The organism is Devosia elaeis, from assembly GCF_001650025.1.
GTDB lineage: Bacteria > Pseudomonadota > Alphaproteobacteria > Rhizobiales > Devosiaceae > Devosia > Devosia elaeis.
In genome coordinates, this window is the sequence record NZ_LVVY01000103.1 from 15517 (window position 1) to 38143 (window position 22627).

The following is a 22627-nucleotide window of genomic DNA, read 5'->3' on the forward strand; positions in this document are numbered from 1 at the left end:
CGGCTCAGCAAAGCCGGCGAAAAGGGCGATTGCCCCCAACCGCCAAGGCATCCAGTCCTTATTTCTGGCCGAGATATCCGGCCAGATGGCTCATGTCATAGCCCGCTTCCGCCGCTTGGGCGATGATGTCCTGGGCGGGCATTTCCCCCGCCTGGCTCAGCGCCCACAGCGTGGTCGAACGCGTGCCCGACCGGCAATAGCAGAAGACCGGGCCCGCGCTCCCCTCGAGCGCGGCACGGGTCTGGGCCACGAGATCGGGATTGACCCCGTCGCGGCCCAGCGGGATGGCATGATAGGCAAGTCCGGCGGCCTTGGCCGCCGCTTCGATGGCAGCGCCTTCCGGCTGATCGGGGGATTCCCCGTCCGGCCGGTTATTGACGATGGCGGTGAACCCGAGCTGTTTGAGCGTCGCCACGTCTTCCGGCTGGATCTGTCCAGAAACGCTGACGTGGTCGTTGATCCGCTTCAAATCCAAGGCGCTGCTCCCCATGCCGAGTTTGGCGTTGCGGCCCCGTTATAGCCATCCGCGTCACCCTGACGCAACTGGTCCCGGCGCAAAGCTGTCATCAGACTGTCGCCTTAGGCAGAAGGTCGAATGCGCCGGAGGCTCAGGCGGCGCGAATTGCTTTCGCCGGCCCGAGCGGCATGGGGCGGCCCAGATGATAGCCCTGCAGGCTCGTGCATCCGGCGGCGGTCAGCAGGCACCGCTGCTCCTCGGTCTCGATCCCCTCGGCCACCACCTCGAGCGAAAGCGTGCGGGCGATGTCGCAGACAGCGGCCACGATCATGGCATTGACCGGATTGGCGGCGAAATCGGCGACATAGGTACGATCGATCTTGATGATGTCGAAGGAAAAATCACGCAGGTAATGCAGGCTCGCATGGCCGGCGCCGAAATCGTCGATGGCGACGCGCACGCCCAGCATGCGCAGATGCGAGAGATTCTCCATCTCCATGCTGCCCGCCAGGAGCGGGGCATTTTCGGTGACCTCGACGATGATGCCAGAGGCCGGCGTGGCGGTCTCCTCCAGGATCAGGGTGAAATCCTTGACGAATCCGGGTCGGCGCAACTGCACGGGCGACACATTGACCGCCACCGGCGTGCCCAATTGGGCCTGGTCGGCGCAGGCGCGCCGCAGCACCCATTCCCCCAGCCTGTCGATGAGGCTGCTCTGCTCGGCCACCGGGATGAACTGGCTGGGCGCGATCATGCCGCGCACCCGGTGGCGCCAGCGCACCAGGGCCTCATGCGAGCGCACCAGGCCCGTGCGGCTGTCCACCACCGGCTGATAATGCAGCTCAAGCTCGTCCATCAGGATGGCGGCGCGCAATTCGCGCTCCACGAAGCGCCGATGGCGCTCGTCGCCCAGCATGTCGGGCTCGAAGGGCACGACGTAGCCGCGCCCGGCCTGTTTGCCCTTGTAAAGCGCCAGGTCGGCATTGGCGATCAGTTCATTGGGATCGTCGGTGTCGAGCGGGGCCAGCGCCACACCGATCGTGGCGGAAAGCCGGGTCATCCGGCCGGCAATATTGCGCGGCTCGTCCAATTGGCGCAGCAGGCGCTGACCCAGCCGGCACAGGGCCGGCTTGTTGTCGTGGCCGGGGATCAGCACGCCGAATTCGTCGCCGCCCAGCCTGCCGATAATGGCGCTAGGCATCAGCACCTGCATTTCCCGCGCCAGGGCCACCAGAGCCGCGTCGCCGGCGCCATGCCCGGCGCTGTCATTGAGCACCTTGAGATTGTCCATGTCGATCTGGAGGTAACCCAGAGCACCCAGCGAGCCGCCCTCGGCATGACCCTGCAGAAGATCGAGAAAATAGGAGCGGGTGAACGTGCCGGTCAGCGCATCGCGATAGGCCAGTGCCAGGGCATCGTCCATGGCCTTTTCGGCTTCCGCCATGCGCCGCCGCATCAGCCGGCGCGCCAGCGCCAGAAGCACCGGAATGCTGACGGCAAGACCGGCAACGCCCCAGGCCAGGCCGGACGGCGCCTCCTCCCAGACCAGGCCGGCCACCACCAGCGCCGCCAGCAGCAGGGCGGTCAGGCCCACGGCCAGCCGCAGATTCTCATAGGCCTCGTTGACACGGGCAAAGGCGGGGCGAACCTTCATGGTATTCCCGGTTATTCAGACTTCTGTCGTGCGGGGACGATGCCCGACAATTCTGAACGAAGCCTAAATCTTTGAAAACAATTAGAAATTTATGAAAATATCTTGCGAACGGCGGGGAGGTCGGACCCTTGGCTGGCTTTTCGGGAACCAGCGCGCGTCCCGCCTGACATAGGGGGTGAGGTCCTGCCGGACGCCCCGCCCGTCAAGGGGTGGATAAATCCCAGTATTCCTTAGTCTTTTTGCGACGGAAAGAGCACCGGAAACGAGGCTTGGAAGTTGTGCCGGAATACCGGCTAATCCAGATTTTGTCATTTTTGCGGTTGAAACGACGGTGCTGCTGACCTATTCTCCCCATCAACGCAACATGATTTATGCCATTAACGCCAGAACGGAGATCGTTTTGGCGCGGCATATTTTTGTTTATTCACAACCGCTCGAATATTCGTGTGTTTTCTACTTTATTCGATCGCGGGTAACTGATGAGGTCCTATGACAGTCAAGTTGAAGGTCAAGGAGATCTACAAGATCTTCGGTGACCGGCCAAAGGAAGCCCTGGCGCTTCTGGAGGCGGGCAACAGCAAAGAATCCATTCTCGAATCCACCGGACAGACGATCGGCGTTCAGGGCGCTGAATTCGAGGTCGAAGAAGGCCAGATCTTCGTGGTCATGGGCCTTTCCGGCTCCGGAAAATCCACCCTGGTGCGCATGCTCAACGGGCTGATCCGCCCCACCAGCGGCCAGATATTGATCGATGGCGACGATGTCGCCAATTGTACTGCCGCCAAATTGCGCGATATCCGCCGCAAGAAGATCGCCATGGTGTTCCAGCACTTCGCGCTCTTCCCCCACCGCACCATTGCCGAAAATGCGGCCTATGGCCTCAAGATCAAGGGCGTGTCCGCCCCCGAGCGGCGCAAACGGGCCTTGCAGGCGCTCGAACAGGTGGGCCTCTCCGCCTGGGCCGACAGCTATCCGTCCGATCTTTCCGGCGGCATGCAGCAGCGCGTGGGCCTGGCGCGGGGCCTGGCCACCGAGCCGGAAATCCTGCTCATGGACGAACCCTTCGGCGCCCTCGATCCGCTGATCCGGCGCGAAATGCAGGACGAATTGCTGGTCCTGCAGAAGACGCTGAAGAAGACCATCATCTTCATCACCCACGATCTCAACGAAGCGCTGCTTCTGGGCGACAAGATCGCCATCATGAAGGATGGCCGCATCGTGCAGGTGGGTACGGCCCAGGACATCGTCTCCTCGCCGGCCGACGATTACGTCGCCGCCTTCGTGGCCGATATCGACCGCGGCAGGGTGTTCACCGCCGAGACCGTGGCCTGCGAACCGGCCGTGATGCAATTGGGCTCCGACACCGCCGGAGACGCCGTCAAGGCCATGGAAGACCAGAACCGCAACGCCGTCTATGTCATGGATGGCGAGGAAATCGCCGGCGTGGTCACCTATCAGCAGGCGGCCGCCGCCGACCGCGACAGCGGCGCCGACGACGTGCCCCTGGCCGAAGTCATGGTCACCGACTTCCCCACGACCGATCCCGATACGCAATTGGCCGATCTCTATGGCCCCGCCAGCTCCGGCCTGCCCATCGCGGTGACCGATGCCGACAACAAGCTGGTGGGCGTGGTCGAGCCCGAAGCGGTGTTCGCCCAGCTCTCCGCCGAGCCCAATGCGTCCGAGGACGCCGAGCCCGCCCTGGCCGCGACCTCGCCCCAGCCTGCTTCCGCCGCCGCCCGCTAGAGCGCGGCGCGACCAAACCAAAGGAGACGTGCGATGAGCCCGTCCGATTTTCTCGTCATCCCGTTCGACGAATGGGTCAATGCCTTCGTGCGCGGCTGGCTGGTGCCCAATTTCCGGCCCTTCTTCCGCGCCGTCCAGGTGCCGATCACCCAGGTTCTGAACGGGCTCGATGCCTTTTTCGCCTTCGTGCCCATGCTGGCCACCACACTGGTCTTCGCCCTGCTCGCCTTCAAGTTCGCCGGGCGCGGCATGGCCATCTTCACCGTGATCGGCTTTTTCTTCATCGACATGATCGGGCTGTGGCCGCAGACCATGACGACCCTGTCCATGATCATCACCGCGGTCCTGTTCTGCTGCGTCATCGGCATTCCACTCGGCATCCTGGCGGCACGCAATGACGTCACCTGGAAAGTGCTGCGGCCGACGCTGGACGTGATGCAGACCATTCCCAGCTTCGTCTATCTCGTGCCCATCGTCATGCTGTTCGGCGTGGGCATGGCCCCCGGCATCATCGCCACCATCATCTTCGCCCTGCCGCCCATCGTGCGCCTGACCAATCTGGGCATCCGCAATGTGCGCGGCGACCTGATCGAGGCGGCGGAAGCCTTCGGCTCGACGCCACTGCAGATGCTGGCCGAGGTGCAATTGCCGCTCGCCATGCGCACCATCATGGCCGGGCTCAACCAGACGCTGATGCTGGCCTTGTCCATGGTGGTGATCGCCGCCCTGATCGGCGGCGGCGGCCTGGGCCTTGTGGTCAATACCGGCTTGGGCCGGCTCGATGTCGGCGGCGCCACCGCCGGCGGCGTGGGCATCGTCATCCTCGCCATCGTGCTCGACCGCATCACGCAGGGCCTGGGCGAACAGAACCAGGTGCAGACCATATCGCTGCGCCAGACCTTGATTTCCTGGTTCCGGCCCGGCGCTCCCGCGCCGACCGAAACCGGAAAAGTGGCCTCCTAGAGCCATTCACGCTGGGGACATCCCCATTCGCCTCCGCCTCTCCGGCGGATCCACGAAAAGCAAAATAAAGGAGACAAAGACAGCAATGTTCCGTCTCAACACCAAGAACACTCTCGCAGCCCTTCTGCTCGCCACCACCGCCATGGCGCCCGCCATCGCGCAGGACCAGCCGGGCAGCGGCACCGAAATCATCATGGCGCAGCCGACCTGGGACACGGGCTGGTTCCACACCGAAATCTTCCGCCAGATGCTGGGTGAGCTCGGCTATTCGGTGGGCGAGGTGCTCACGCTCGACAATCCGGCCTTCTATCAGTCGGTGGCCTTCGGCGACGTGACCATGTGGGTCGATGGCTGGTTCCCCATCCACAATCCCTATATCCCCTCCTTCGAGGGCAGCGCCGAGATCATTTCCGGCGTGGTCACCGGTGGCGCCATGGAAGGCTATCTGGTCGACAAGGCGACGGCCGAGGAACTCGACATCACCTCGCTCGAGGACTTCAAGCGCGACGACGTCAAGGCGGCCTTCGACCGCGACGGCGATGGCCGCGTCGACATGGTCGCCTGCCCGCCGGGCTGGGGCTGCGAATTGACCATCGAGCACCATTTCAACGCCTATGACCTCAACGAGCATGTCAACCTGATCAAGGCCGGCTATGCCGCGTCCATGGCCGATGCCGTGGCCGCCTACGAGACCGGCGACCCGATCTTCTTCTACACCTGGACGCCCAATTGGACCGTCAATGAACTGGTGCCGGGCGAGGACGTGGTCTGGATCGAGGTGCCCGAGGTCAACCTGCCCGAGGAAATGGCCGACCTGGCCGATGCGGCGACCCGCGAGGGCGTGACCGGCTGCGTCAGCGATCCGTGCCGGCTGGGCTTCCCCGCCAATACGATCGACGCGGTGGTCAATTCCGCCTTCCTCGAGGATAACCCCTCCGTGCGGGCGCTGCTCGAAGCGGTCGAAATCCCCATCGAAGACGTCTATGCCCAGAATGCCGAGATGAATGCCGGCAATGACGATATCGAGGCCCAGGCCAGCGCCTGGATCGAAGACAATCGCGCCCTGGTGGATAGCTGGCTGGAAACGGCCCGCGCCGCGTCCTGAGCGGGGTGAAGGTTTAGGGCGTTTCCCGATAGCGTTGCAGCGATCGCCCCACCATCGTCACCACCGGGCTTGTCCCGGTGGTCCATGCCCAGGGCAAGATGGATTGCCGGGACAAGCCCGGCAATGACGACAGAGTTGAGTGAGAGCGGCCACCGTTTCAATCGATGAAGAAACGTTCAGACGGAAAGGCCGGGGTTCGCCCCGGCCTTTTTATTGCGGCAGGCCATTGTCCAGCCAGGCGCGCCAGATTTCGCCGCGCTCGGCGACGAAGCCGTCCGCCACCGCCTCGGGCGTGGCGCCGGGTTGGTTGAGCTGGGCCAGGAGGCGGTTCATCTCCACGAGCGGCAGGCTGGCCCGCTGGAAATAGCCGGCCACCTGGGGCAGATCGATAAAGACCCGCTCGGCCAGGGCGATGACCACCAGGTCCGGCGCGAAGGTCGAGGCCGCAGGGGTAGAACAGGTCCGGCCGGCCAGGCATTTCATCGCGCTCTCGTCATAGGCGCCCATGTCCAGCGCGATGAAGTCGAGTTGCGCCAGCACCGCATTGGGCTGCCAGTAATAGAACAGGAACGGCTCGCGGCGATTGACCGCCTCGGCGATCATCCGGTCCATCTCGAAGCGATTGGCCGGCTCGACGATCTCGACCAGGCGCTCGATGCCATGCGCCCGCACCAGATTGCGGTTGATAACCGAACAGGCCCAGTCGAGCGGACAGGAGATGAACCGGATCGGCGTGCCCGGCGACAGCGGGCCGAGAATCTCGGGCAGCGCCGCGGCGGCGGGCGCGGCGGCGCCATTGCCCCCCATATAGGCCGGCATGAACCAGCCCTCGAACGTGGTCTCGGCATAGGTGGGGGCGGCGCTGCGCACCATCTGCGCCTCCATGGCCCCGTTCCAGACATCGGCGATACGATTGACCCAGAGTTCGGGCGCCACGGCGGGCTGGCCGGTCGAGCCCATGGAGGAAGCCGTGGCGGCCGGATCGCCCGGCGTCACCCGGGCATCGCAACCCAGCTCGGCCGCGAGCAGCCGGGCATGGATTTCCGCCAGCAGCACAGCCGAGGGCCAGTTCATGCGCGCAATGACCAAGGGCTGGTCGCCGCAGGGCGCCGGCGCGGCAATGGCAGGGGAAGCCGCCCCGTCCTGCGCCCCATCGAGCGTGGTGAACTGGGCCGGCACCGGACCGGCCAGCAGAACCAGCATCGATGCGGCCATCGCCGCGCGCCTGAAGCCCATGGATTTCCTCCCGCAAGAGGCGGCCAGTCTATGCTGAAAAGCGCCCCGTTAAGCAACTGCGCGATGACAATGATTTACCGCGCAAATCCCGGTGACTTTTGTTTCAAGAATATGCAACATTCCTTCCCAGCGAGGCGTATTGCGCGCCTCCAAGCCGTTGTCGCGCCGCAAGAAGCGAGGCCAGCAAGGCCACCCGGCGCGCAACCGAAACAGAGGGACGTCTATGTTCAAGAAAAGCCTGACCCTGGCGGTCGCCGCCTCCACCCTGGTCATCGCCGCTCCGGCCCTGGCCCAGGAAGTCAAGATCGGCTTCCTCGCCGACGTGACCGGCCCGATCGCCGGCTTCGCACCGGGCATGGTCGATGCCGGCAACCTCGCCATCGCCAATGTCAACGACCAGGGCGGCATCCTGGATGGCCAGACCCTGACCTCCGTGCTGGCGGATTCGGCCTGTGACGGCGGCGCCGCCGGCCCCGCTGCCGACCGCCTGGTCAATGCCGAGAACGTGACCGCCATCTTCGGCGGCTATTGCTCCGGCGCCACCATTGCCGGCGCCAATGGCTCGGCCATTCCGGGCAATGTCGTCATGATCTCGCCCGCCTCGACCGCTCCCGCCGTCGCCGAGCTGGACGACAATGACCTGGTGTTCCGCGACGTGGTTCCGGATTCCATCCAGGGCGTCAAGGCGGCCGAACTGCTACTGGCCCAGGGCGTGACCGAAGTGGGCATGACCTATGTGAACAACGATTACGGCTCGGGCCTGGCCGGCGCCTTCGAAGAGGCCTTCGTGGCCGGCGGCGGCACCGTGCTCGCCAATGTCGCCCATGAAGACGGCAAGGCCGATTACCGTCCGGAAATCGGCCAGATCGAAGCTGCCGGCGCCACCACCCTGGTGATCTACGGCTATGAGAATGCCGGCGGCGGCGCCATCCTCAACCAGGCCGTCGAAGCCGGTTCGTTCGACCTGTTCATGGGCGGTGACGGCATGGCCGGCGAAGCCCTGCTCGCCAGCCGCAACGCCGCCGACCTGGAAGGCATGATCCTGACCCAGGCCGCCCCGGCCGAAGGTCCGGCCTTCGACGCCCTTTCCGCCCTGACCGAAGCCGCTGGCCAGGACGTCAACGGCACCTATGTGACCAATTCCTATGACGCCGTGTTCCTGCTGGCCCTGGCCATCGAGAAGAACGGCTCGGCCGAACGCGAAGGCCTCTCCGCCGCGCTGCGCGAAATCGCCAACGCGCCGGGCGAGACCATCCTGCCGGGCGAATGGGCCAAGGCCAAGGAACTGATCGCCGCCGGCACCGACATCAATTACGAAGGTGCCTCGGGCGCCATCGAATTCGACGATGTCGGCGACGTGGCCGGCGCCATCAACTATTTCGTGGTTGAAGGCGGCGCCGTCGTGAACAAGGGCCTGATCGAGTAATTCGATCGAGCCGATGGCAAGAAGGCGGCCCGGGAGCGATCCCGGGCCGTTTGCTTTTGGGAGCGGGAAATGGCCGACGACGACACCCTGCGCTTTTACGCCGAACAGGCCGCCACCTATGCCGAACACCGCCGGCGCCCGATCGGCGCGCCGCTCGATGCCTTTCTCGATGGCCTGCCGTCGGGCGCCCGCATCCTCGAGCTGGGTTGCGGCAACGGCACGGACGCCGCCCATATGCTGGCGCGCGGCTTCGATATCGACCCGACCGACGGCACGCCGGAACTGACGGAAATCGCGGCGCGGCGCCTGCAAAGAGAGGTTCGCATCCTGCGCTTCGAGGATCTTGCCGCCGAAGCGGATTATGACGGCGTCTGGGCGGCGGCCAGCCTGCTGCATGTGCCGGCCGCGACCCTCTCCGCCATTCTCGCACGCATCCACCGCGCCCTCAGGCCCGGCGGCCTCTTCACCGCCAGCTACAAGGCCGGCGCCGGAGAGGGGCGCGACGCCTTGGGGCGCTATTACAATTATCCCGACCCGCTGGTCCTGGAGGCGGATTACCGCGCCGCTGGCGCCCGAGACCGTTCTGGGCTCCGGCTATGACGCGCAGCCCACCGAATGGCTCTGGGTGACGGCGCGGCGCTAGGGACTGCTTTGCACATCCCTATCCGTTATCGTCATTGCCGGGCTTGTCCCGGCAATCCAGCTTGCCGCGGGCATGGACCACCGGGACACGCCCGGTGGTGACGATGATAGGGATACCTAACCTTTCAACTCTAAGGCGAAACGCACTAGCGGCGTCGCGATCCAAACGGCCAAAAAAAACCCCGCTCTCGCGGGGATTTCCTTGTGCGCTGATATAACGGCTAGCCTCGCTTCACCACTTCGGGGATCAGGCCCCTCGGCGCGTAGCGCAGGGCGATGGTGATGACCACGCCGAGCACGAAGACGCGCATCTGCAGGGCGCGGCTGTCGATCTCGGGAATGGCGCCCCAGCCGATGGAACTGGTGAGCTGCGACAGGTTGAGGAAGATCAGCTGCGCCAGCGGGTCGGAAATGACCCAGACGATGTAGATGAGGAAGGCCCCCAGCACCACGCCCCAATTATTGCCGGCGCCGCCCACGATCACCATGACCCAGATCATGAAGGTGTGGTTAATCGGCTGGTAGCCGGAGGGATCGAAAATCTGGGTGAAGGTGGCCAGGATCGCGCCCCCGATGCCCATCAGGATCGAGCCGAAGACGAAGAGCTCCAATTGGCGGCCGGTGACGTCCTTGCCCATGGAGGCGGCGGAGATGTGGTTGTCGCGGATGGCGCGCATCATGCGGCCCCAGGGCCCACCATAGGCGCGCTGCACCAAAACGAAGGCGATGACCAGGATGAGGACGGCGACGCCCAGGAACATCAGGCGCGCATACATGAAGCTGTCGGGGATCGACATGCCGGCCGCCTGCAGGTGCTGGGGCAGCGGCGTCGGCCAGGGCATGGGCGACACGGTCATGGTGCCGCGGGTCAGCCAGTCCATGTTCTTGATCAGCGCCCGCAGGATTTCGGAAATGCCGATCGTGGCGATGGCCAGGTAATCGGTGCGCAGACCCAGGCTGATGCGGCCGATATAGAAGGCGATCACCGCCGAGACCAGGCCACCGAACAGCCAGCCCAGCACCGGATGGAGGCCCAGGCCGCCCACGAAGCCGGCGGTGGATTCGATATAGGCGGCGGCCGGATCGATCTGGGTGCGATAGATGATGTAGGCGGCGAACCAGGCCAGCGCCACGACGGCGGCGCGCCATTTGCCCCTGATGCCGATGCGGTCCACGCGGCGGGCCAGCATGACCAGCGCCACGCCGACGATGAAGGCGGCCAGCGCCCGGCCCAGCATCATCGGCCCATCGCTCTCCCAGAAGGCCATGTTGACCGGATAGGAGAGGAAGACCGTGGAGGCCCCTCCCACCATGAGGAAACCCATGATGGCGAAGTTGAACAGGCCCCCATAGCCCCATTGGATATTGAGGCCCAGGGCGATCAGCGCGAAGCCGGTCGCCTGCGTCAGAATGAGGAGGATCGAGGCGGTGCCCTGCACCAGGCCCACCACCACGACGATGACGAACATGGCTGCAAAGAGCAGCAGGCCCCGGCGAAGCGGGCTGTCCCAGCCGGACCGGGGGGCGGAAGCGGCGCTCATGTCGAAGCTCCCTTGAAGATACCGGTGGGCCGCACGAGCAGGGTGATGACCAGGATCACGAAGGCCACGGTGAGTTTATATTCGGTGGGCACCAGAGCCAGATTGGCCGGCAGCGCCATGCCCTCGGGCAACACCGCATTGAGCGGCCGCAGCACGGCCGTCCAGTTGAACACGGCCAGCGTTTCGGCGAAGGCGATGAGGAACCCGCCCACGATGGCGCCATAGGCATGGCCCAGCCCGCCCACGATGGCGGCCGCGAAAATGGGCAGCACGATGTTGAAGGCCAGGTCCGGCATCAGCGCCACGTCCAGCGCCAGCATGGTGCCGGCCACGCAGGCCAGCGAGCCGGCAATGACCCACGTGACGCGCACGACCAAGGCGGTATTGATGCCCGAGACCTGCGCCAGATCGGCATTGTCGGCCATGGCGCGCATGGCCTTGCCCAACCGCGAGCGGGTGAGGAAGAGATGCAACGCCACCACGATCAGCGCGGTGAGCACGAACATGATCAATTGGGGCTCGGTGATGTTGATCGGCCGCGACCCGCCGGCCCAGCTCATGTCGAAGCGGAAGATGTCCTTGGATTCGCCGGCCACATAGATGGACTTGGTGCCCGAGCCGAAGATCAGGCGAATAAGACCCTGGATCATCAGGGTGACGCCGATCGAGGCGATCAGCAGCGTCACCGGCTTGGCGCCGCGGGCGCGCAGGGGCGCATAAAAGCCCTTGTCGATCCCCAAGGCCAGGATGGCGGTCAGCACCATGGCCACCGGCAGCACCACGAAAGCCATGGGCAGCGGCAGGATGATGCCCATTGCCGCCAGGGCCGTGGCCAGCACGAAGGCGATGAAGGCCCCCATGGTCATCATGTCGCCATGGGCGAAATGGGCGAAGCGCAGAATGCCGAAGATCAGCGTGATGCCGATGGCGCCCAGGGCATAGATCGAGCCCAGCACGGTGCCGGAAATCAGCACGCGGTTGATGAAGAAGATCAGTTCGTCCATCGGCTCAGCCCCCCAGGAAGCTCTTGGCGACCTCAGGGTCGGCGATCAGTTCCGGCCCGGTGCCGGTGAAACGGTTCTGCCCCTGGGCGAGAACGAAGCCCTTGGAGGCAAAGGCCAGGGCCTGGCGCGCATTCTGCTCGACCATGAGAATGCCCACGCCTTCCTGGTTGACGCGCTGGATGGTCTCGAAAATCTCGATGACATAGCGCGGCGACAGACCCGCCGAGGGCTCGTCCAGCATGAGCAGGCTCGGCCGGCTCATCAGCGCGCGGCCCATCGCCACCATCTGGCGCTGACCGCCGGACAATTCGCCCGCCGGCTGGCGGCGCTTCTCGCGCAGCACCGGGAACATGTCATAGACCCATTCCATGGTCTCCGAATAATCGTCGGAACGGGTAAAGGCCCCCATTTCGAGATTTTCCTCGACCGAGAGCGAGGTGAAGACGTTCTTTTCCTGCGGCACGAAGGAAAGGCCCTTGGGCACCAATTTGTCGGGCAGGGAATTGGCGATGTTCTCGCCGCCGAATTCGATCGTGCCGCCGGTGACCTTGAGCAGGCCGAAAATGGCCTTGAGCGTGGTGGACTTGCCGGCGCCATTGGGGCCGACGATCACCCCGATATCGCTTTTCTCGATGGCGATATCGACGCCGTTGAGGATCGGCGCGCCGCCATAGCCGCCGACGACGTGTTTCAGTTCGATCAGGGGCATCAGATGGCTCCCCCGTCACGGCGCGCCAGGCAAACACTTTTCGTCACCCTCAGGCTTGACCCGAGGGTTTTACGCTGCTGCACGCTTTGAACAGAGAAACGCCCTCGGGTCAGGCCCGAGGGTGACGGCTGGTGGGTATGGCCGCAACCCGGCAAATCAAAAGACATCACGCGGCCTCCACCGGAGTGCCGAAATAGGCTTCGACGATGGCCGGATTGGCGCGGATTTCGGCCATGGGACCCTCGGCGATCTTTTCGCCCTGCGCCATGACGATGACCGGATCGCAGAGCCGGCCGATCAGGTCCATGTCGTGCTCGATGACGAAGAAGGTATAGCCCAATTCGCGGTTCATGCGTTCGATATTGCCGGCGAGATCGTTGAGCAGGGTCTTGTTGACGCCCGCCGCCACTTCGTCGAGCAGCACCACCTTGGCATCGACCATCATGGTGCGGCCCAGTTCCAGGAGCTTCTTCTGCCCGCCCGAGAGATTGCCCGCCAGTTCGTCGCGGACATGGCCGAGCTTGAGGAAATCGATGACGTCGAGCGCCTTCTTGCGCACCTCGGTTTCGCGGCTGCGCACCAGGCCCGGGCGCAGCCAATTGTCCACGAGATGCTCGCCCGGCTGGTCGCCTGGCACCATCATCAGGTTTTCGAGCGCCGTCATCTGCGAAAATTCATGCGCGATCTGGAAGGTGCGCAACATGCCGATGCGAAACAATTCGTGCGGCTTGAACCCGGTCACGTCCTGCCCGTCGAAGATCACCTGGCCGCTATCGGGCACGATATTGCCCGCGACCATGTTGAACAGGGTGGACTTGCCGGCGCCATTGGGACCGATCAGCCCGGTAATGGAGCCGCGCCGGACCGAAAGCGAGCAATCGTTGACGGCCAGCAGGCCGCCAAAGCGTTTTGAGACGTTGCAAACGTCAATAACCAAGTCGGAGGACAAGTGCGATCAGCCCCGATTTCCTGAAATGCCATGCCACCCGGTTGAATCCGGGCAAATTTGCGGCATCTGTTCACAACAGGGGCTGGTGGTCAACGCATAGAGACTGACCAGATGGACAAATTCTTGCCAGCGGCGCGGTTTTCTACATGTCCGATGCCATGCCGGGGGCGGCAAACAGGCTAGAGAAAGGCCAGAACCGCATCGGCTGTGGCCTTGTTATTGGCGCAGGGCACGTCATAGAGCGTCGCCAGCCGGGTCAGCGCCTTGACGTCCACATCGTGCGGCTGGGCCGAGAGCGGATCGATGAAGAAGATCAGCACGTCGAGCCGCCCTTCGCAGATCATGGCGCCCAATTGCTGGTCACCGCCCAGGGGGCCGCTCTTGAGCAATTCCACGCTGAGGCCGGTGGCCGCCATGACCCGGCTGCCGGTGGTGCCGGTGCCCCAGAGGTCATGCTGGCTGAGCTTGTGCCGATGCGCCTCAGCCCAGCGGCACAGATCGTCCTTCTTGTCGTCGTGAGCCACCAGCCCGATACGCGCCATATCCGCCTCCTGCTGACCCTGTTCATGCACAGCCGGGTGAAAAGGGCAAGCCGTGCCCGCCGCTCAGAACTCGTCCCAATCCGCGGCCAGAGCCGTATTGCCGATCGCGCGCGACATGGGCGCGGAACGAGAAGCGGGCCGCGCCGGCACGGACCTGGCAGCCGGAACGGCGGCCGGGGGCGCTTCGGCTTCGGTGCCGGTGCGGAACACATCGATAATGCCGTCGAGCTCCGTGGCCTGGGCCTCGGTCTGTTCGATGGCCGCATTGGTCTCTTCCACCAAAGCGGCATTGTGCTGGGTCATCTCGTCCATCTGCCGCATCGCCACGCTCACCTCTTCGAGAGCCCTGGACTGGTTGCGGTTTTCCTGGGCGATGGTGTCGATCAGCCGGGCGCTTTCCTCGGCGCCGGAGAGAATGTCGAGCAGGGCCTCGGCGGCCTGGGCCACCAGCCGGCTGCCATTGCGCACTTCGGCGGCGCTGGTCTCGATCAGCGCCTTGACCTCCGAGGAGGCATTGGCCGCGCTCTGCGCCAGCCGCCGCACTTCCACGGCCACCACAGCAAAGCCCTTGCCGGCCTCCCCTGCCCGCGCCGCCTCGACCGACGCGTTGAGGGCAAGGAGGTTGGTCTGGAAGGCGATGTCGTCGATGAGCCCGATAATGTTGGAAATCTTGCCCGAGGAGGTCTCGATGGCGTTCATGGCCGCATTGGCCTGCGTCATCGCCTCCCCGCCATTGGTGGCATTGGACGCCACCGCCTGGGCCTTGTCATTGGCGGTCACGGCGCGCTGGGCATTTTCCACCACGGCCGAGGATAATTGCTCGATGGCCGCCGCCGTCTCTTCGATGGTCGCGGCCTGGCGCGTGGTGCGATCGGCCAGATCATTGGCGCCGGCCAGGATTTCCCCGGTGGCGGTCTTGAGCGAGCGCGACGTATCCTTGAGCCGGCCCACGATATCGGCCAGCCGTTCGACCACCGCATTGGTATCGGCCTTGATCTGGTCGAATTCGGGATCGAGCGCGTCGGTCACCCGCCTGGTGAGATCGCCCATGGCCACGTCGCGCAGGACCGCGCCGGTGGCGGCAACCGCGTGCTGGATCTTGGCGCGCGAGGCTTGCTCGGCCTCCCGCGCATCGGCGCTGAGCTTGTCGAAATAGGCGCTCACCCCGATATCGATATCGAGCATGATCGCCTTGAGCAGGGCCACCAGGGTTTCGGCCATGACATCGGCGTCGGCCAGAACGGCCTCGCCGCTGCGGGGTACCTTGCGGCCGAACCGCGTCTTTTCCGGCTGCAGCGCCGCGGCCATCATGTCATGGACCAGGCCCTTGACTAGGCCTTCCATGATGAGCCCATAGCCTCCGATATGCCAGCGCGGCTCCAGCCCGATCAGGGCATGGCGCAGGCCCACCCGCGAGGAGGCGGCGAAGTAATCGGCATCGAACCGGCCCTCGGCAATGGCCTGCCAATGCTGGACCTGCTTGCCCTGGGCGCGGTTCATCTGCGCCTTGCCGTCGAAGAATTGCGCCGCCTCCGGCACCCTCGCCAGGATATCGTAGAACCGGTCAAGCGCCGGCTCGAGATGAGTGTTCACGCTGGGCCGGGCCGCAGCCAGCCTCTCGCGCGCCGCCGCGTCCAGACCCAGGAAATCGAGGCGGGCTTGCAGGTGTTCGGGATTGGACGAAGACATAGACGCGGGGCCCCCAGGCTTTTCACCAGACCGGCAGCCCGCCCGTGGCGGCGCCAGCCAGATCTCCGGGCTATCCTTTTATGGTTAAGTCTCCGTGTATGCGCCCCCTGCCTTAATAGTCGATCAGCTTCTTGTCCGGATCGTAGGGCTGGTCCTTGACCACCTTGGTCACGGCCTGGCCGCAGCGCATTTTCTTGCTGACTGCGTCATAGGCATAGGTCGGCCCGCCATGCAGCTGCCAACCCTCGGAAAGGGCCTTGGTGACCTTGTGGCAGAAGGCGCTGTCGTCCTCGCCGGTCAGGAAGCGGTATATCTGCATGCATATCCCCCATGTGCCGGCGTCCCCATGCCGGTGATTGATTCTGTCGCCTCATACCGCTAATCGAAAGCGCATGCACAGCTTTCCTCAGCACCTGCTCGACGGCTACGCCAGTTTCATGTCCGGGCGCTATGCGCGCGAACGTGATCGCTATAGGGAACTGGCCGCGACCGGCCAGAAACCCACCACCTTGATGATTGCCTGCTGCGACAGCCGCGCAGCGCCCGAATTGATCTTCGATTCCGGGCCGGGCGAATTGTTCGTCCTGCGCAACGTCGCCAACCTGGTGCCGCCCTATCAGCCCGATGGCGGCCAGCACGGCACCTCGGCCGCCATCGAATTCGCGGTCAAGGCGCTCAATATCGAGAATATCGTCATCATGGGCCATGGCCGCTGCGGCGGCATCCATGCCGCGCTCAATCCCGACAAGACCCCGCTCGACGACGGCGACTTCATCGGCAAATGGCTGACCATGCTGGGCGATCTGCCAACCCAGGTGGTGCAGAACAGCCTGATGACCGCCACCGAGCGGCAGACCGCCATGGAGCGGATTTCCATCCGCAATTCCATTCGCAACCTGCGCACCTTCCCCTATGTGGCGGCGCTGGAGGCGGAGGGAAAGCTCGCGCTGCACGGCGCCTGGTTCGACATTTCGGGCGGCGAACTCTGGGTCATGGCCGAAAGCGGCGATTTCGTCCGTCCCAGCATCTGAACCGCCCTGTTGAGCGCGATAGAAAAGGCCGCCTCCGGGCGGCTTTTCTTTGCCCTGGACCGACAAGGCGGGAGATGACACCAAATCGCCGCAAATCTGCACTTGCCCTGCCGCAATCGTGAACAGCTCTGCGGGCGGCTTAACCATATCGGATGGCCCGATCCTCCCGATCACAACTTCGAGAGCCAGGCGAGCCAAGGCTTTGAGGCTGCCCGCAAAATGCCCCGAGATTGGTCCGCCTCCGCCCAGCTCGGGGCCATAGCGGGCCACAATGGGCAGCGATTGTCCTTCTCACGGGTCGCCGGAAGCGCCCGTCGGCATTGATCCCGATGCTGCTCCTCCCAAGTCAACATGGAGCTTGATTGCCATGAAGAAGATCATCCTGACCTCCCTCTTCGCTCTCGGCCTTTCGACTGCGGCCATGGCCCAGGCAGCCACCGATTTCGCTTCGGTGGATACCGACGCCAATGGCGGTATTTCCTATGCCGAGGCCGTGGTGGCCTGGCCGGATCTGACTGAAGAGGCCTTTGCCGCTGCCGACACCGATGGCAATGGCGAACTCTCGGCCGAAGAATACGACGCTCTCGTCGCTGCTTCCGCTGCCCCGGCCCAATAAGGCCGAACCCGCCCTCATCCAGAGGGACGTCCAGCCGGCCACCCCGAACGTCCCCGGGGTGGCCGCGGCTTTTCTTGAGACCTGATGGGGTGTGTCCACCCCGAACCTGGAGACTGTCATGCGCAGGATCGCCTTGGGCCTTGCCGCCCTCACCCTCGCCGCCTCCGCCGCCCTGGCCCAGACACCGCTGACCTTTGCCGAGGTCGATCTCGACGGCAATGGCGAATTGAGCTTCGAGGAGCTCAGCGCCGTCTGGCCGGACCTCACCCAAGACGAATTCAACCGGGCCGACGTCAATATGAGCGGCGGGCTGAGCCCGGACGAGCTCAATGCCCTGCAGCCGGCCACCCTGCCGGCGCCGACCGAGGCGCCCCTCGCGCCCGCCGATCCCGGCATGCTCGAACCCCAGCCGCTGCCCGGCCAGTAGAATCGGAAAGGGCCGCTTGCGCGGCCCTTTTTCAACTGTCAGTTCTCCCCGAGGGGGCGATAGGATCAGGCCGCCTTGCGGCTGGCAAAGCCCTTGGCGATCAGGGTTTCGGCGATCTGGATCGTATTGAGCGCCGCGCCCTTGCGCAGATTGTCCGAGACCACCCACATGGCCAGGCCGTTTTCGACCGTGTTGTCCTCGCGGATGCGGCTGACATAGGTATCGTAATCGCCAACCGTTTCCACCGGCGTCGCGTAGCCACCGGCCTCGCGCTTGTCGAGCACGGCGATGCCATCGGCCTCGCGCAGCGCCTCGCGCGCTTCATCGGCGCTGATCGGGTTTTCGAACTCGATATTGACCGCTTCCGAATGGCCGACAAAGACCGGCACGCGCACCGCCGTGCAAGTCACCTTGATCTTGGGATCGAGGATCTTCTTGGTCTCGGCCAGCACCTTCCACTCTTCCTTGGTATAGCCGTCTTCCATGAAGCTATCGATATGCGGGATGACGTTGAAGGCGATCTGCTTGGAGAACTTCTGCGGGCTGGGGCTGTCGTTGACGAAAATGCCCTTGGTCTGGTTCCAGAGCTCATCCACCCCTTCCTTGCCGGCGCCGGACACCGATTGATAGGTGGAGACCACGACGCGCTTGATCGTCGCCGCGTCGTGCAGCGGCTTGAGCGCCACGACCAGCTGGGCGGTCGAGCAATTGGGATTGGCGATGATATTGGTGCGCTTGGGATCGGCGAGCCAGCGATCGAGCACATGCCCGTTCACTTCCGGCACGATCAGCGGCACGTCCGAGTGGTAGCGCCAATAGGAGGAATTATCGATGACGATGGCGCCGGAAGCCGCGATGCGGGGCGCCCATTCCTTGGAAATGGAGCCGCCCGCCGACATGATGGCGAAATCCACGGTCGAAAAATCGAAATGCTGCAGGTCCTTGGCCTTCAGCACCTTATCCCCGTAGGACAATTCCTTGCCGATGGAGCGCGACGAGGCCAGGGCATGGACCTCCGAAGCCGGAAACTTGCGCTCGGCCAGAATATTGAGAACCTCGCGGCCCACATTGCCCGTGGCCCCGACGACAGCGACGCGATAACCCATTTTGGAACTCCGGTCCCTTACCATTTCCGCCCCCGCGCATCGCTGGGCGATGCGGCTGCTTGTTGGCGCCTCTCCCCGGCGGGAGACGGCCCGGGGACAAGCGTCAGGCGGTTTTGGTGGTTTTAGTCATGAGCGCGGCACCCCCGGCGGCGAGCCGGGCGGCGACGAAGGCGGCGATGGAGCCGGCACGAGCCATGACGAACAAATGCTTCCTATCAAAGAGCAGGACTTCTCATACGCTCAAATAGGAAAGAGTCAATGCGCTTGCTCCGCGCCGGGCGGACGGGTAGGCCTGCCGTGACGAAAGGACAACACATGCCCGATTACGACGTGATCATCCTGGGAGCCGGCGCGGCGGGCATGATGGCCGGCATCGAGGCAGGGCGCCGCGGCCGGCGCGTGCTGGTGGTCGACCATGCGCGCGACCCCGGCGAGAAAATCCGCATTTCCGGCGGCGGGCGCTGCAATTTCACCAATGTGAACGCCACCCACACGATCGGGCGCGAACGCTTCCTGAGCCGGAACCCGCGCTTCGCGCTCTCGGCCCTGTCGCGCTACACGCCCGAAATGTTCATCGACAAGGTGAAGAAGCACGGCATCGCCTTCCACGAAAAGACCCTTGGGCAGCTCTTTTGCGACGGCCCGGCGACGCAGATCGTCGCCATGCTGACCCATGAGCTGCGCCAGGCCGGCGCCGCGATCTGGACCGGCCGCCAGGTCGGCTCCATCGCGCGCGTGGGCGACGATTTCGACGTCGTGATCGGCGATGGCCGGGTCACCGCCGCCAGCCTTGTCGTGGCCACCGGCGGCAAATCCATTCCCAAGATGGGCGCCACCGGCCTGGCCTATGACATTGCCCGCCAATTCGGTCTTTCCGTAACCGAAACCCGCCCCGCCCTGGTGCCGCTGATGTTCGAGCCCGGCGCGCTGGAAAAGCTGAAGCCGCTGGCCGGCGTCTCCACCAATGCCGTCGTCAGTCACGGCAAGACAAGATTCGAGGAGGCGCTGCTCTTCACCCATCGCGGCCTATCCGGCCCGGCCATCCTGCAAATCTCCTCCTATTGGCGCGAGGGCGATGCGATCTCTGTCGACCTGCTCCCCGATGAGGACGCCATGGAATTCCTGCGCGCCGCCCGCAAGGCCAGCCCGAAACTTCATATCCAGACCATTCTCAGCGAAAAACTGCCGAAACGCCTGGCCCAGCTGATCGGCGACATCATCGACCAGCCCGGCATGATCGGCGACCTCTCCGACAAGAAGCTGCAGGCGGCCGCCAATATCGTCAAGAACTGGACGCTGAAGCCGGTCGGCTCGGAAGGCTATCGCACCGCCGAAGTCACCCTGGGCGGCATCGACACCAAGGGACTCGACGCCAAGACCATGATGGCGCGCGCCGTCCCGGGGCTCTATTTCGTCGGCGAAGCAGTGGACGTCACCGGTTGGTTGGGCGGCTACAATTTCCAATGGGCCTGGGCTTCGGGCTGGGCCGCCGGGCAGGACGCCTAGAACTTCCAACCCAGGCGCAGGCCGACATTGGAGAGGCCGTCATTGGCCTCGCACCAGTCATTGTTGGACGTGTGCTCATAGGTGAGCGTGGCCGTGGCATTCTCGCCCAGATGAGCGCCCACGCCCCAGCGTTCGTAGAAATTGACGCGGCAACCGAAATTCTTGCGGCCCGGTTCCGCTCCGGTCAGCGCGCCATCATGGATGGCGGCGCCAAGCCCGGCTTCGAGATAGAACGGCGTGTCGAAGACCGGCAATTGCCAGGTAAGGTTGGCGTGGACCAGGCTATCCCGCCCGGCCAGGTTGAGCGTCGCGCCGATTTCGGGGCGCGGCGCGCCGATCCAGCGGAAGGCATCGATGTCGGGGGAGGTGAACAGCACGTCGAAGCTGACATCTTCCACGCGGCTGGTATCCCATTCGCCGACGAGGAAAGGCAGGGCGGCGTGGTGCACGTCATGGGCGTTGAGCCCGATGCGCAATTCGTCGACCACGCCCGCGAGCGGATGAGGGTCGAGCAAATCCATGGACAGGCCTGGAGTGCCGCACAGTCCCAAAAAGCCCGCCACGGCAATTCCGGCCCATTTCCGCATCAGCACACTACTCCACAAGACCTCGCAATAGGGCCATTCCCGCCGCGCCAAGTCAATCAGCGTGGGCGAAACGCCACGCTAATGCGGCAAATGTGACACAGCGGCCTTGACCTTTGCCTTTATCATCGTGATTTAACGATGGACCACATGATCGAAAGCATCCGCATGTCCGCTCCCTTCGCCCTATCCCTGCAGGATCTCGCTCCCATTGCCGAAGGCACGTCCACGCCACAGGCCATGGCCGAAACCGTCAAGCTGGCGCAGGCGGCCGACGGCCTGGGCTATACCCGGCTCTGGTATGCCGAGCATCATGGCATGCCCTCCATCGCCTCCTCGGTGCCGGAAATCCTCATCGGCAGCGCCGCCGCCGCCACCAGGAATATCCGCGTCGGCTCGGGCGGGGTCATGCTGCTCAACCATGCCCCGCTGCGGATCGCCGAGGCCTATCGCACGCTCGAAGCGCTGCATCCGGGCCGCATCGATCTCGGCCTGGGCCGGGCGCCCGGCGGGGACGGCTATGCCATGCGGGCCTTGCGCAGCGGCGGCGGCGAGGAATTTTCCGCCTATCTCGCCGAACTCATGGCCTTCGACGAGGAGAGCTTTCCGGCCGACCATCCCTTTTCCCGCGTGCCGGTCTCGCCCGGCGGCATCGGCCTGCCGCCCAAATGGCTGCTGGGCTCGTCGGGCGCCAGCGCCGCGGCGGCGGGGCAATTGGGCTTCGGCTATGCCTTTGCCGCCCATTTCAGCCACAGTCCGGCCGCGCCAGCCTTCGAGGCCTATCGGCAGGCCTTCCAGCCTTCACCCGATTTCCCCGAGCCGCGCACCATTCTCTGCCTCTCGGTGATCTGCGCGCCGACCGAAGAGGAAGCAAAATATCTCGGCCTGTCCCAGGCGGTGAACTGGGCCCGCTTCGTCACCGGCGAGCAGCGCCAATTGACCGCGCCGGAAAAGGCGGCCCAGCACGTGCTGACCCCCCAGCAGCAGCAGGTGATCGACCACCAATCGAGCCTCTGGCTGGTGGGCGACCCCACGCGCATGGCCGAGATCATTTCCGACAAGGCCCGGGAAGCGGCAGCCGACGAGGTGATGATCACCACGACCATCCATTCCTACGATCTGCGCCGCCGCTCCTATGCGCTGCTGGCCGAAGCCCTGGGCATCGCGCCACGCGCATAGGAGCCGTCGGTCATTAACGTCTCCTTGGTGGCCGGCGCATAAGCATAGGGCATTCGGTAGCAGGACGATCCGTCATGAGCGCCGCCGCCTTCGTGCTGGCCATCAATATCTTCGTGGCGGGTCTGTTCGCGACCGCCTTCGGGATCGTCGCCGCCTATCAGCGCCCGGCCCTGGGCGCGACCTGGCTGGCCATCGGCTATGGGATCGGCCTGCTCTCGCCGCTGCTCGAATTCCTGATGCCCTATCAGGACGACCATCGCCCGGTCAGCTTCGCCATTTTCGTGAGCTTTCTCCTGGCCCAGGCCGCCTGCATAATCGGTCTCGCCGATCATTACCGCCGCCCCCGCCCCTGGTGGATCCTGGTCCCGCTGCTGGCCGGGGCCATGCTGACCAATCTGATGATTCTCGACATGCCGCGGGCCAGCCTGCTGCGCGGCCTGCTTTACCAGGCGCCCTATGCGCTGATGCAGGCCCTCGGCGCCGTCCTGCTCCTGGGCAACCGCCATTGGCGGGCG

General features: G+C 64.6%; 22 protein-coding genes and 1 pseudogene. 11 read left to right on the forward strand and 12 right to left on the reverse strand.

Annotation, left to right across the window (positions count from 1 at the left end; translation table 11 throughout):
* Positions 1 to 58 precede the first annotated feature (58 nt).
* Positions 59 to 475, reverse strand: a complete 417-nt coding sequence (locus A3840_RS14100; RefSeq protein WP_067458041.1) for a protein tyrosine phosphatase family protein — start codon at positions 473 to 475, stop codon at positions 59 to 61.
* Positions 476 to 608: 133 nt separating this feature from the next.
* Complete coding sequence (locus A3840_RS14105; RefSeq protein ID WP_067458045.1) at positions 609 to 2111, reverse strand: putative bifunctional diguanylate cyclase/phosphodiesterase; 1503 nt, start codon at positions 2109 to 2111, stop codon at positions 609 to 611.
* A 489-nt stretch (positions 2112 to 2600) separates the two neighbouring features.
* Here A3840_RS14105 and A3840_RS14110 point away from each other — a divergent pair, with 489 nt between their 5' ends.
* The 3 genes from A3840_RS14110 (at position 2601) to proX (ending at position 5925) form a co-directional block, all read left to right on the forward strand.
* Positions 2601 to 3857: a quaternary amine ABC transporter ATP-binding protein gene (locus A3840_RS14110; RefSeq protein WP_067458048.1), complete on the forward strand. Its 1257-nt coding sequence runs from the start codon at positions 2601 to 2603 to the stop codon at positions 3855 to 3857.
* A gap of 33 nt (positions 3858 to 3890) precedes the next feature.
* The gene (locus A3840_RS14115) at positions 3891 to 4820 is read left to right on the forward strand and encodes an ABC transporter permease (RefSeq protein ID WP_067458052.1); all 930 of its coding nucleotides are present in this window, start codon (positions 3891 to 3893) and stop codon (positions 4818 to 4820) included.
* A gap of 85 nt (positions 4821 to 4905) precedes the next feature.
* On the forward strand, positions 4906 to 5925 hold the full coding sequence (proX, locus tag A3840_RS14120) for a glycine betaine/L-proline ABC transporter substrate-binding protein ProX (protein WP_067458055.1): 1020 nt from the start codon (positions 4906 to 4908) through the stop codon (positions 5923 to 5925).
* Positions 5926 to 6135: 210 nt separating this feature from the next.
* Here the strand turns inward: proX and A3840_RS14125 are convergent, their stop codons facing one another.
* On the reverse strand, positions 6136 to 7161 hold the full coding sequence (locus tag A3840_RS14125) for a glycine betaine ABC transporter substrate-binding protein (protein WP_067458058.1): 1026 nt from the start codon (positions 7159 to 7161) through the stop codon (positions 6136 to 6138).
* 223 nt (positions 7162 to 7384) lie between these two features.
* Between A3840_RS14125 and A3840_RS14130 the strand changes: the two genes are divergently transcribed.
* Complete coding sequence (locus A3840_RS14130; RefSeq protein ID WP_067458062.1) at positions 7385 to 8587, forward strand: ABC transporter substrate-binding protein; 1203 nt, start codon at positions 7385 to 7387, stop codon at positions 8585 to 8587.
* 69 nt (positions 8588 to 8656) lie between these two features.
* Complete coding sequence (locus A3840_RS14135; RefSeq protein ID WP_245676626.1) at positions 8657 to 9187, forward strand: class I SAM-dependent methyltransferase; 531 nt, start codon at positions 8657 to 8659, stop codon at positions 9185 to 9187.
* A 263-nt stretch (positions 9188 to 9450) separates the two neighbouring features.
* Here A3840_RS14135 and A3840_RS14140 read toward each other — a convergent pair whose 3' ends face one another.
* The 7 genes from A3840_RS14140 to A3840_RS14170 form a co-directional block, all read right to left on the reverse strand.
* Positions 9451 to 10770, reverse strand: coding sequence for a branched-chain amino acid ABC transporter permease (locus A3840_RS14140; protein WP_067458065.1), 1320 nt, complete (start codon positions 10768 to 10770; stop codon positions 9451 to 9453).
* Positions 10767 to 11774 (reverse strand): branched-chain amino acid ABC transporter permease, encoded by a 1008-nt coding sequence (locus tag A3840_RS14145; RefSeq protein WP_067458068.1) that lies wholly within the window; start codon positions 11772 to 11774, stop codon positions 10767 to 10769. Before A3840_RS14145 ends, A3840_RS14140 begins: the two co-directional genes overlap by 4 nt.
* A gap of 4 nt (positions 11775 to 11778) precedes the next feature.
* On the reverse strand, positions 11779 to 12483 hold the full coding sequence (locus A3840_RS14150) for an ABC transporter ATP-binding protein (protein ID WP_067458071.1): 705 nt from the start codon (positions 12481 to 12483) through the stop codon (positions 11779 to 11781).
* A 166-nt stretch (positions 12484 to 12649) separates the two neighbouring features.
* Positions 12650 to 13420: an ABC transporter ATP-binding protein gene (locus tag A3840_RS14155; RefSeq protein WP_245676627.1), complete on the reverse strand. Its 771-nt coding sequence runs from the start codon at positions 13418 to 13420 to the stop codon at positions 12650 to 12652.
* Positions 13421 to 13611: 191 nt separating this feature from the next.
* On the reverse strand, positions 13612 to 13974 hold the full coding sequence (locus A3840_RS14160; RefSeq protein ID WP_067458101.1) for a methylglyoxal synthase: 363 nt from the start codon (positions 13972 to 13974) through the stop codon (positions 13612 to 13614).
* Between the two features lie 63 nt (positions 13975 to 14037).
* Positions 14038 to 15663 carry a methyl-accepting chemotaxis protein gene (locus tag A3840_RS14165; protein WP_067458076.1) on the reverse strand — a complete coding sequence of 542 codons (1626 nt, stop codon included), beginning with the start codon at positions 15661 to 15663 and terminating at the stop codon, positions 14038 to 14040.
* Positions 15664 to 15775: 112 nt separating this feature from the next.
* Positions 15776 to 15982, reverse strand: coding sequence for a DUF1737 domain-containing protein (locus A3840_RS14170; RefSeq protein ID WP_067458078.1), 207 nt, complete (start codon positions 15980 to 15982; stop codon positions 15776 to 15778).
* A 73-nt stretch (positions 15983 to 16055) separates the two neighbouring features.
* Between A3840_RS14170 and A3840_RS14175 the strand changes: the two genes are divergently transcribed.
* From A3840_RS14175 to A3840_RS14185, 3 genes are all read left to right on the forward strand, one after another.
* Positions 16056 to 16694: a carbonic anhydrase gene (locus A3840_RS14175; RefSeq protein ID WP_067458080.1), complete on the forward strand. Its 639-nt coding sequence runs from the start codon at positions 16056 to 16058 to the stop codon at positions 16692 to 16694.
* 367 nt (positions 16695 to 17061) lie between these two features.
* Positions 17062 to 17310, forward strand: coding sequence for an EF-hand domain-containing protein (locus A3840_RS14180; RefSeq protein ID WP_067458082.1), 249 nt, complete (start codon positions 17062 to 17064; stop codon positions 17308 to 17310).
* A gap of 118 nt (positions 17311 to 17428) precedes the next feature.
* Positions 17429 to 17737 carry a penta-EF hand family protein gene (locus A3840_RS14185; RefSeq protein ID WP_131798336.1) on the forward strand — a complete coding sequence of 103 codons (309 nt, stop codon included), beginning with the start codon at positions 17429 to 17431 and terminating at the stop codon, positions 17735 to 17737.
* A gap of 65 nt (positions 17738 to 17802) precedes the next feature.
* Here the strand turns inward: A3840_RS14185 and A3840_RS14190 are convergent, their stop codons facing one another.
* A complete protein-coding gene (locus A3840_RS14190) occupies positions 17803 to 18843 on the reverse strand; it encodes an aspartate-semialdehyde dehydrogenase (protein ID WP_067458088.1) in 1041 nt (346 codons plus the stop codon).
* 315 nt (positions 18844 to 19158) lie between these two features.
* Between A3840_RS14190 and A3840_RS14195 the strand changes: the two genes are divergently transcribed.
* Positions 19159 to 20349 (forward strand): BaiN/RdsA family NAD(P)/FAD-dependent oxidoreductase, encoded by a 1191-nt coding sequence (locus tag A3840_RS14195; protein ID WP_067458092.1) that lies wholly within the window; start codon positions 19159 to 19161, stop codon positions 20347 to 20349.
* On the opposite strand, the gene A3840_RS14200 is transcribed toward A3840_RS14195, so the two are convergent.
* Positions 20346 to 20870, reverse strand: a complete 525-nt coding sequence (locus A3840_RS14200; protein ID WP_067458095.1) for an acyloxyacyl hydrolase — start codon at positions 20868 to 20870, stop codon at positions 20346 to 20348. The two genes, A3840_RS14195 and A3840_RS14200, sit on opposite strands and share 4 nt — an antisense overlap.
* A gap of 213 nt (positions 20871 to 21083) precedes the next feature.
* Here A3840_RS14200 and A3840_RS14205 point away from each other — a divergent pair, with 213 nt between their 5' ends.
* The gene (locus A3840_RS14205) at positions 21084 to 22112 is read left to right on the forward strand and encodes an LLM class flavin-dependent oxidoreductase (RefSeq protein WP_245676628.1); all 1029 of its coding nucleotides are present in this window, start codon (positions 21084 to 21086) and stop codon (positions 22110 to 22112) included.
* A 74-nt stretch (positions 22113 to 22186) separates the two neighbouring features.
* Positions 22187 to 22627 (forward strand): annotated as a pseudogene (locus A3840_RS14210) (GGDEF domain-containing protein); the annotation flags it as partial.

Coding starts and splice junctions, on each gene's coding strand:
- A3840_RS14105 (WP_067458045.1), bottom strand. CDS start 2,111: ATGAAGGTTCGCCCCGCCTTTGCCCGTGTCAACGAGGCCTATGAGAAT.
- A3840_RS14110 (WP_067458048.1), top strand. CDS start 2,601: ATGACAGTCAAGTTGAAGGTCAAGGAGATCTACAAGATCTTCGGTGAC.
- A3840_RS14115 (WP_067458052.1), top strand. CDS start 3,891: ATGAGCCCGTCCGATTTTCTCGTCATCCCGTTCGACGAATGGGTCAAT.
- proX (WP_067458055.1), top strand. CDS start 4,906: ATGTTCCGTCTCAACACCAAGAACACTCTCGCAGCCCTTCTGCTCGCC.
- A3840_RS14125 (WP_067458058.1), bottom strand. CDS start 7,161: ATGGGCTTCAGGCGCGCGGCGATGGCCGCATCGATGCTGGTTCTGCTG.
- A3840_RS14130 (WP_067458062.1), top strand. CDS start 7,385: ATGTTCAAGAAAAGCCTGACCCTGGCGGTCGCCGCCTCCACCCTGGTC.
- A3840_RS14135 (WP_245676626.1), top strand. CDS start 8,657: ATGGCCGACGACGACACCCTGCGCTTTTACGCCGAACAGGCCGCCACC.
- A3840_RS14140 (WP_067458065.1), bottom strand. CDS start 10,770: ATGAGCGCCGCTTCCGCCCCCCGGTCCGGCTGGGACAGCCCGCTTCGC.
- A3840_RS14145 (WP_067458068.1), bottom strand. CDS start 11,774: ATGGACGAACTGATCTTCTTCATCAACCGCGTGCTGATTTCCGGCACC.
- A3840_RS14150 (WP_067458071.1), bottom strand. CDS start 12,483: ATGCCCCTGATCGAACTGAAACACGTCGTCGGCGGCTATGGCGGCGCG.
- A3840_RS14160 (WP_067458101.1), bottom strand. CDS start 13,974: ATGGCGCGTATCGGGCTGGTGGCTCACGACGACAAGAAGGACGATCTG.
- A3840_RS14165 (WP_067458076.1), bottom strand. CDS start 15,663: ATGTCTTCGTCCAATCCCGAACACCTGCAAGCCCGCCTCGATTTCCTG.
- A3840_RS14170 (WP_067458078.1), bottom strand. CDS start 15,982: ATGCAGATATACCGCTTCCTGACCGGCGAGGACGACAGCGCCTTCTGC.
- A3840_RS14175 (WP_067458080.1), top strand. CDS start 16,056: ATGCACAGCTTTCCTCAGCACCTGCTCGACGGCTACGCCAGTTTCATG.
- A3840_RS14180 (WP_067458082.1), top strand. CDS start 17,062: ATGAAGAAGATCATCCTGACCTCCCTCTTCGCTCTCGGCCTTTCGACT.
- A3840_RS14185 (WP_131798336.1), top strand. CDS start 17,429: ATGCGCAGGATCGCCTTGGGCCTTGCCGCCCTCACCCTCGCCGCCTCC.
- A3840_RS14190 (WP_067458088.1), bottom strand. CDS start 18,843: ATGGGTTATCGCGTCGCTGTCGTCGGGGCCACGGGCAATGTGGGCCGC.
- A3840_RS14195 (WP_067458092.1), top strand. CDS start 19,159: ATGCCCGATTACGACGTGATCATCCTGGGAGCCGGCGCGGCGGGCATG.
- A3840_RS14200 (WP_067458095.1), bottom strand. CDS start 20,870: ATGGATTTGCTCGACCCTCATCCGCTCGCGGGCGTGGTCGACGAATTG.
- A3840_RS14205 (WP_245676628.1), top strand. CDS start 21,084: ATGATCGAAAGCATCCGCATGTCCGCTCCCTTCGCCCTATCCCTGCAG.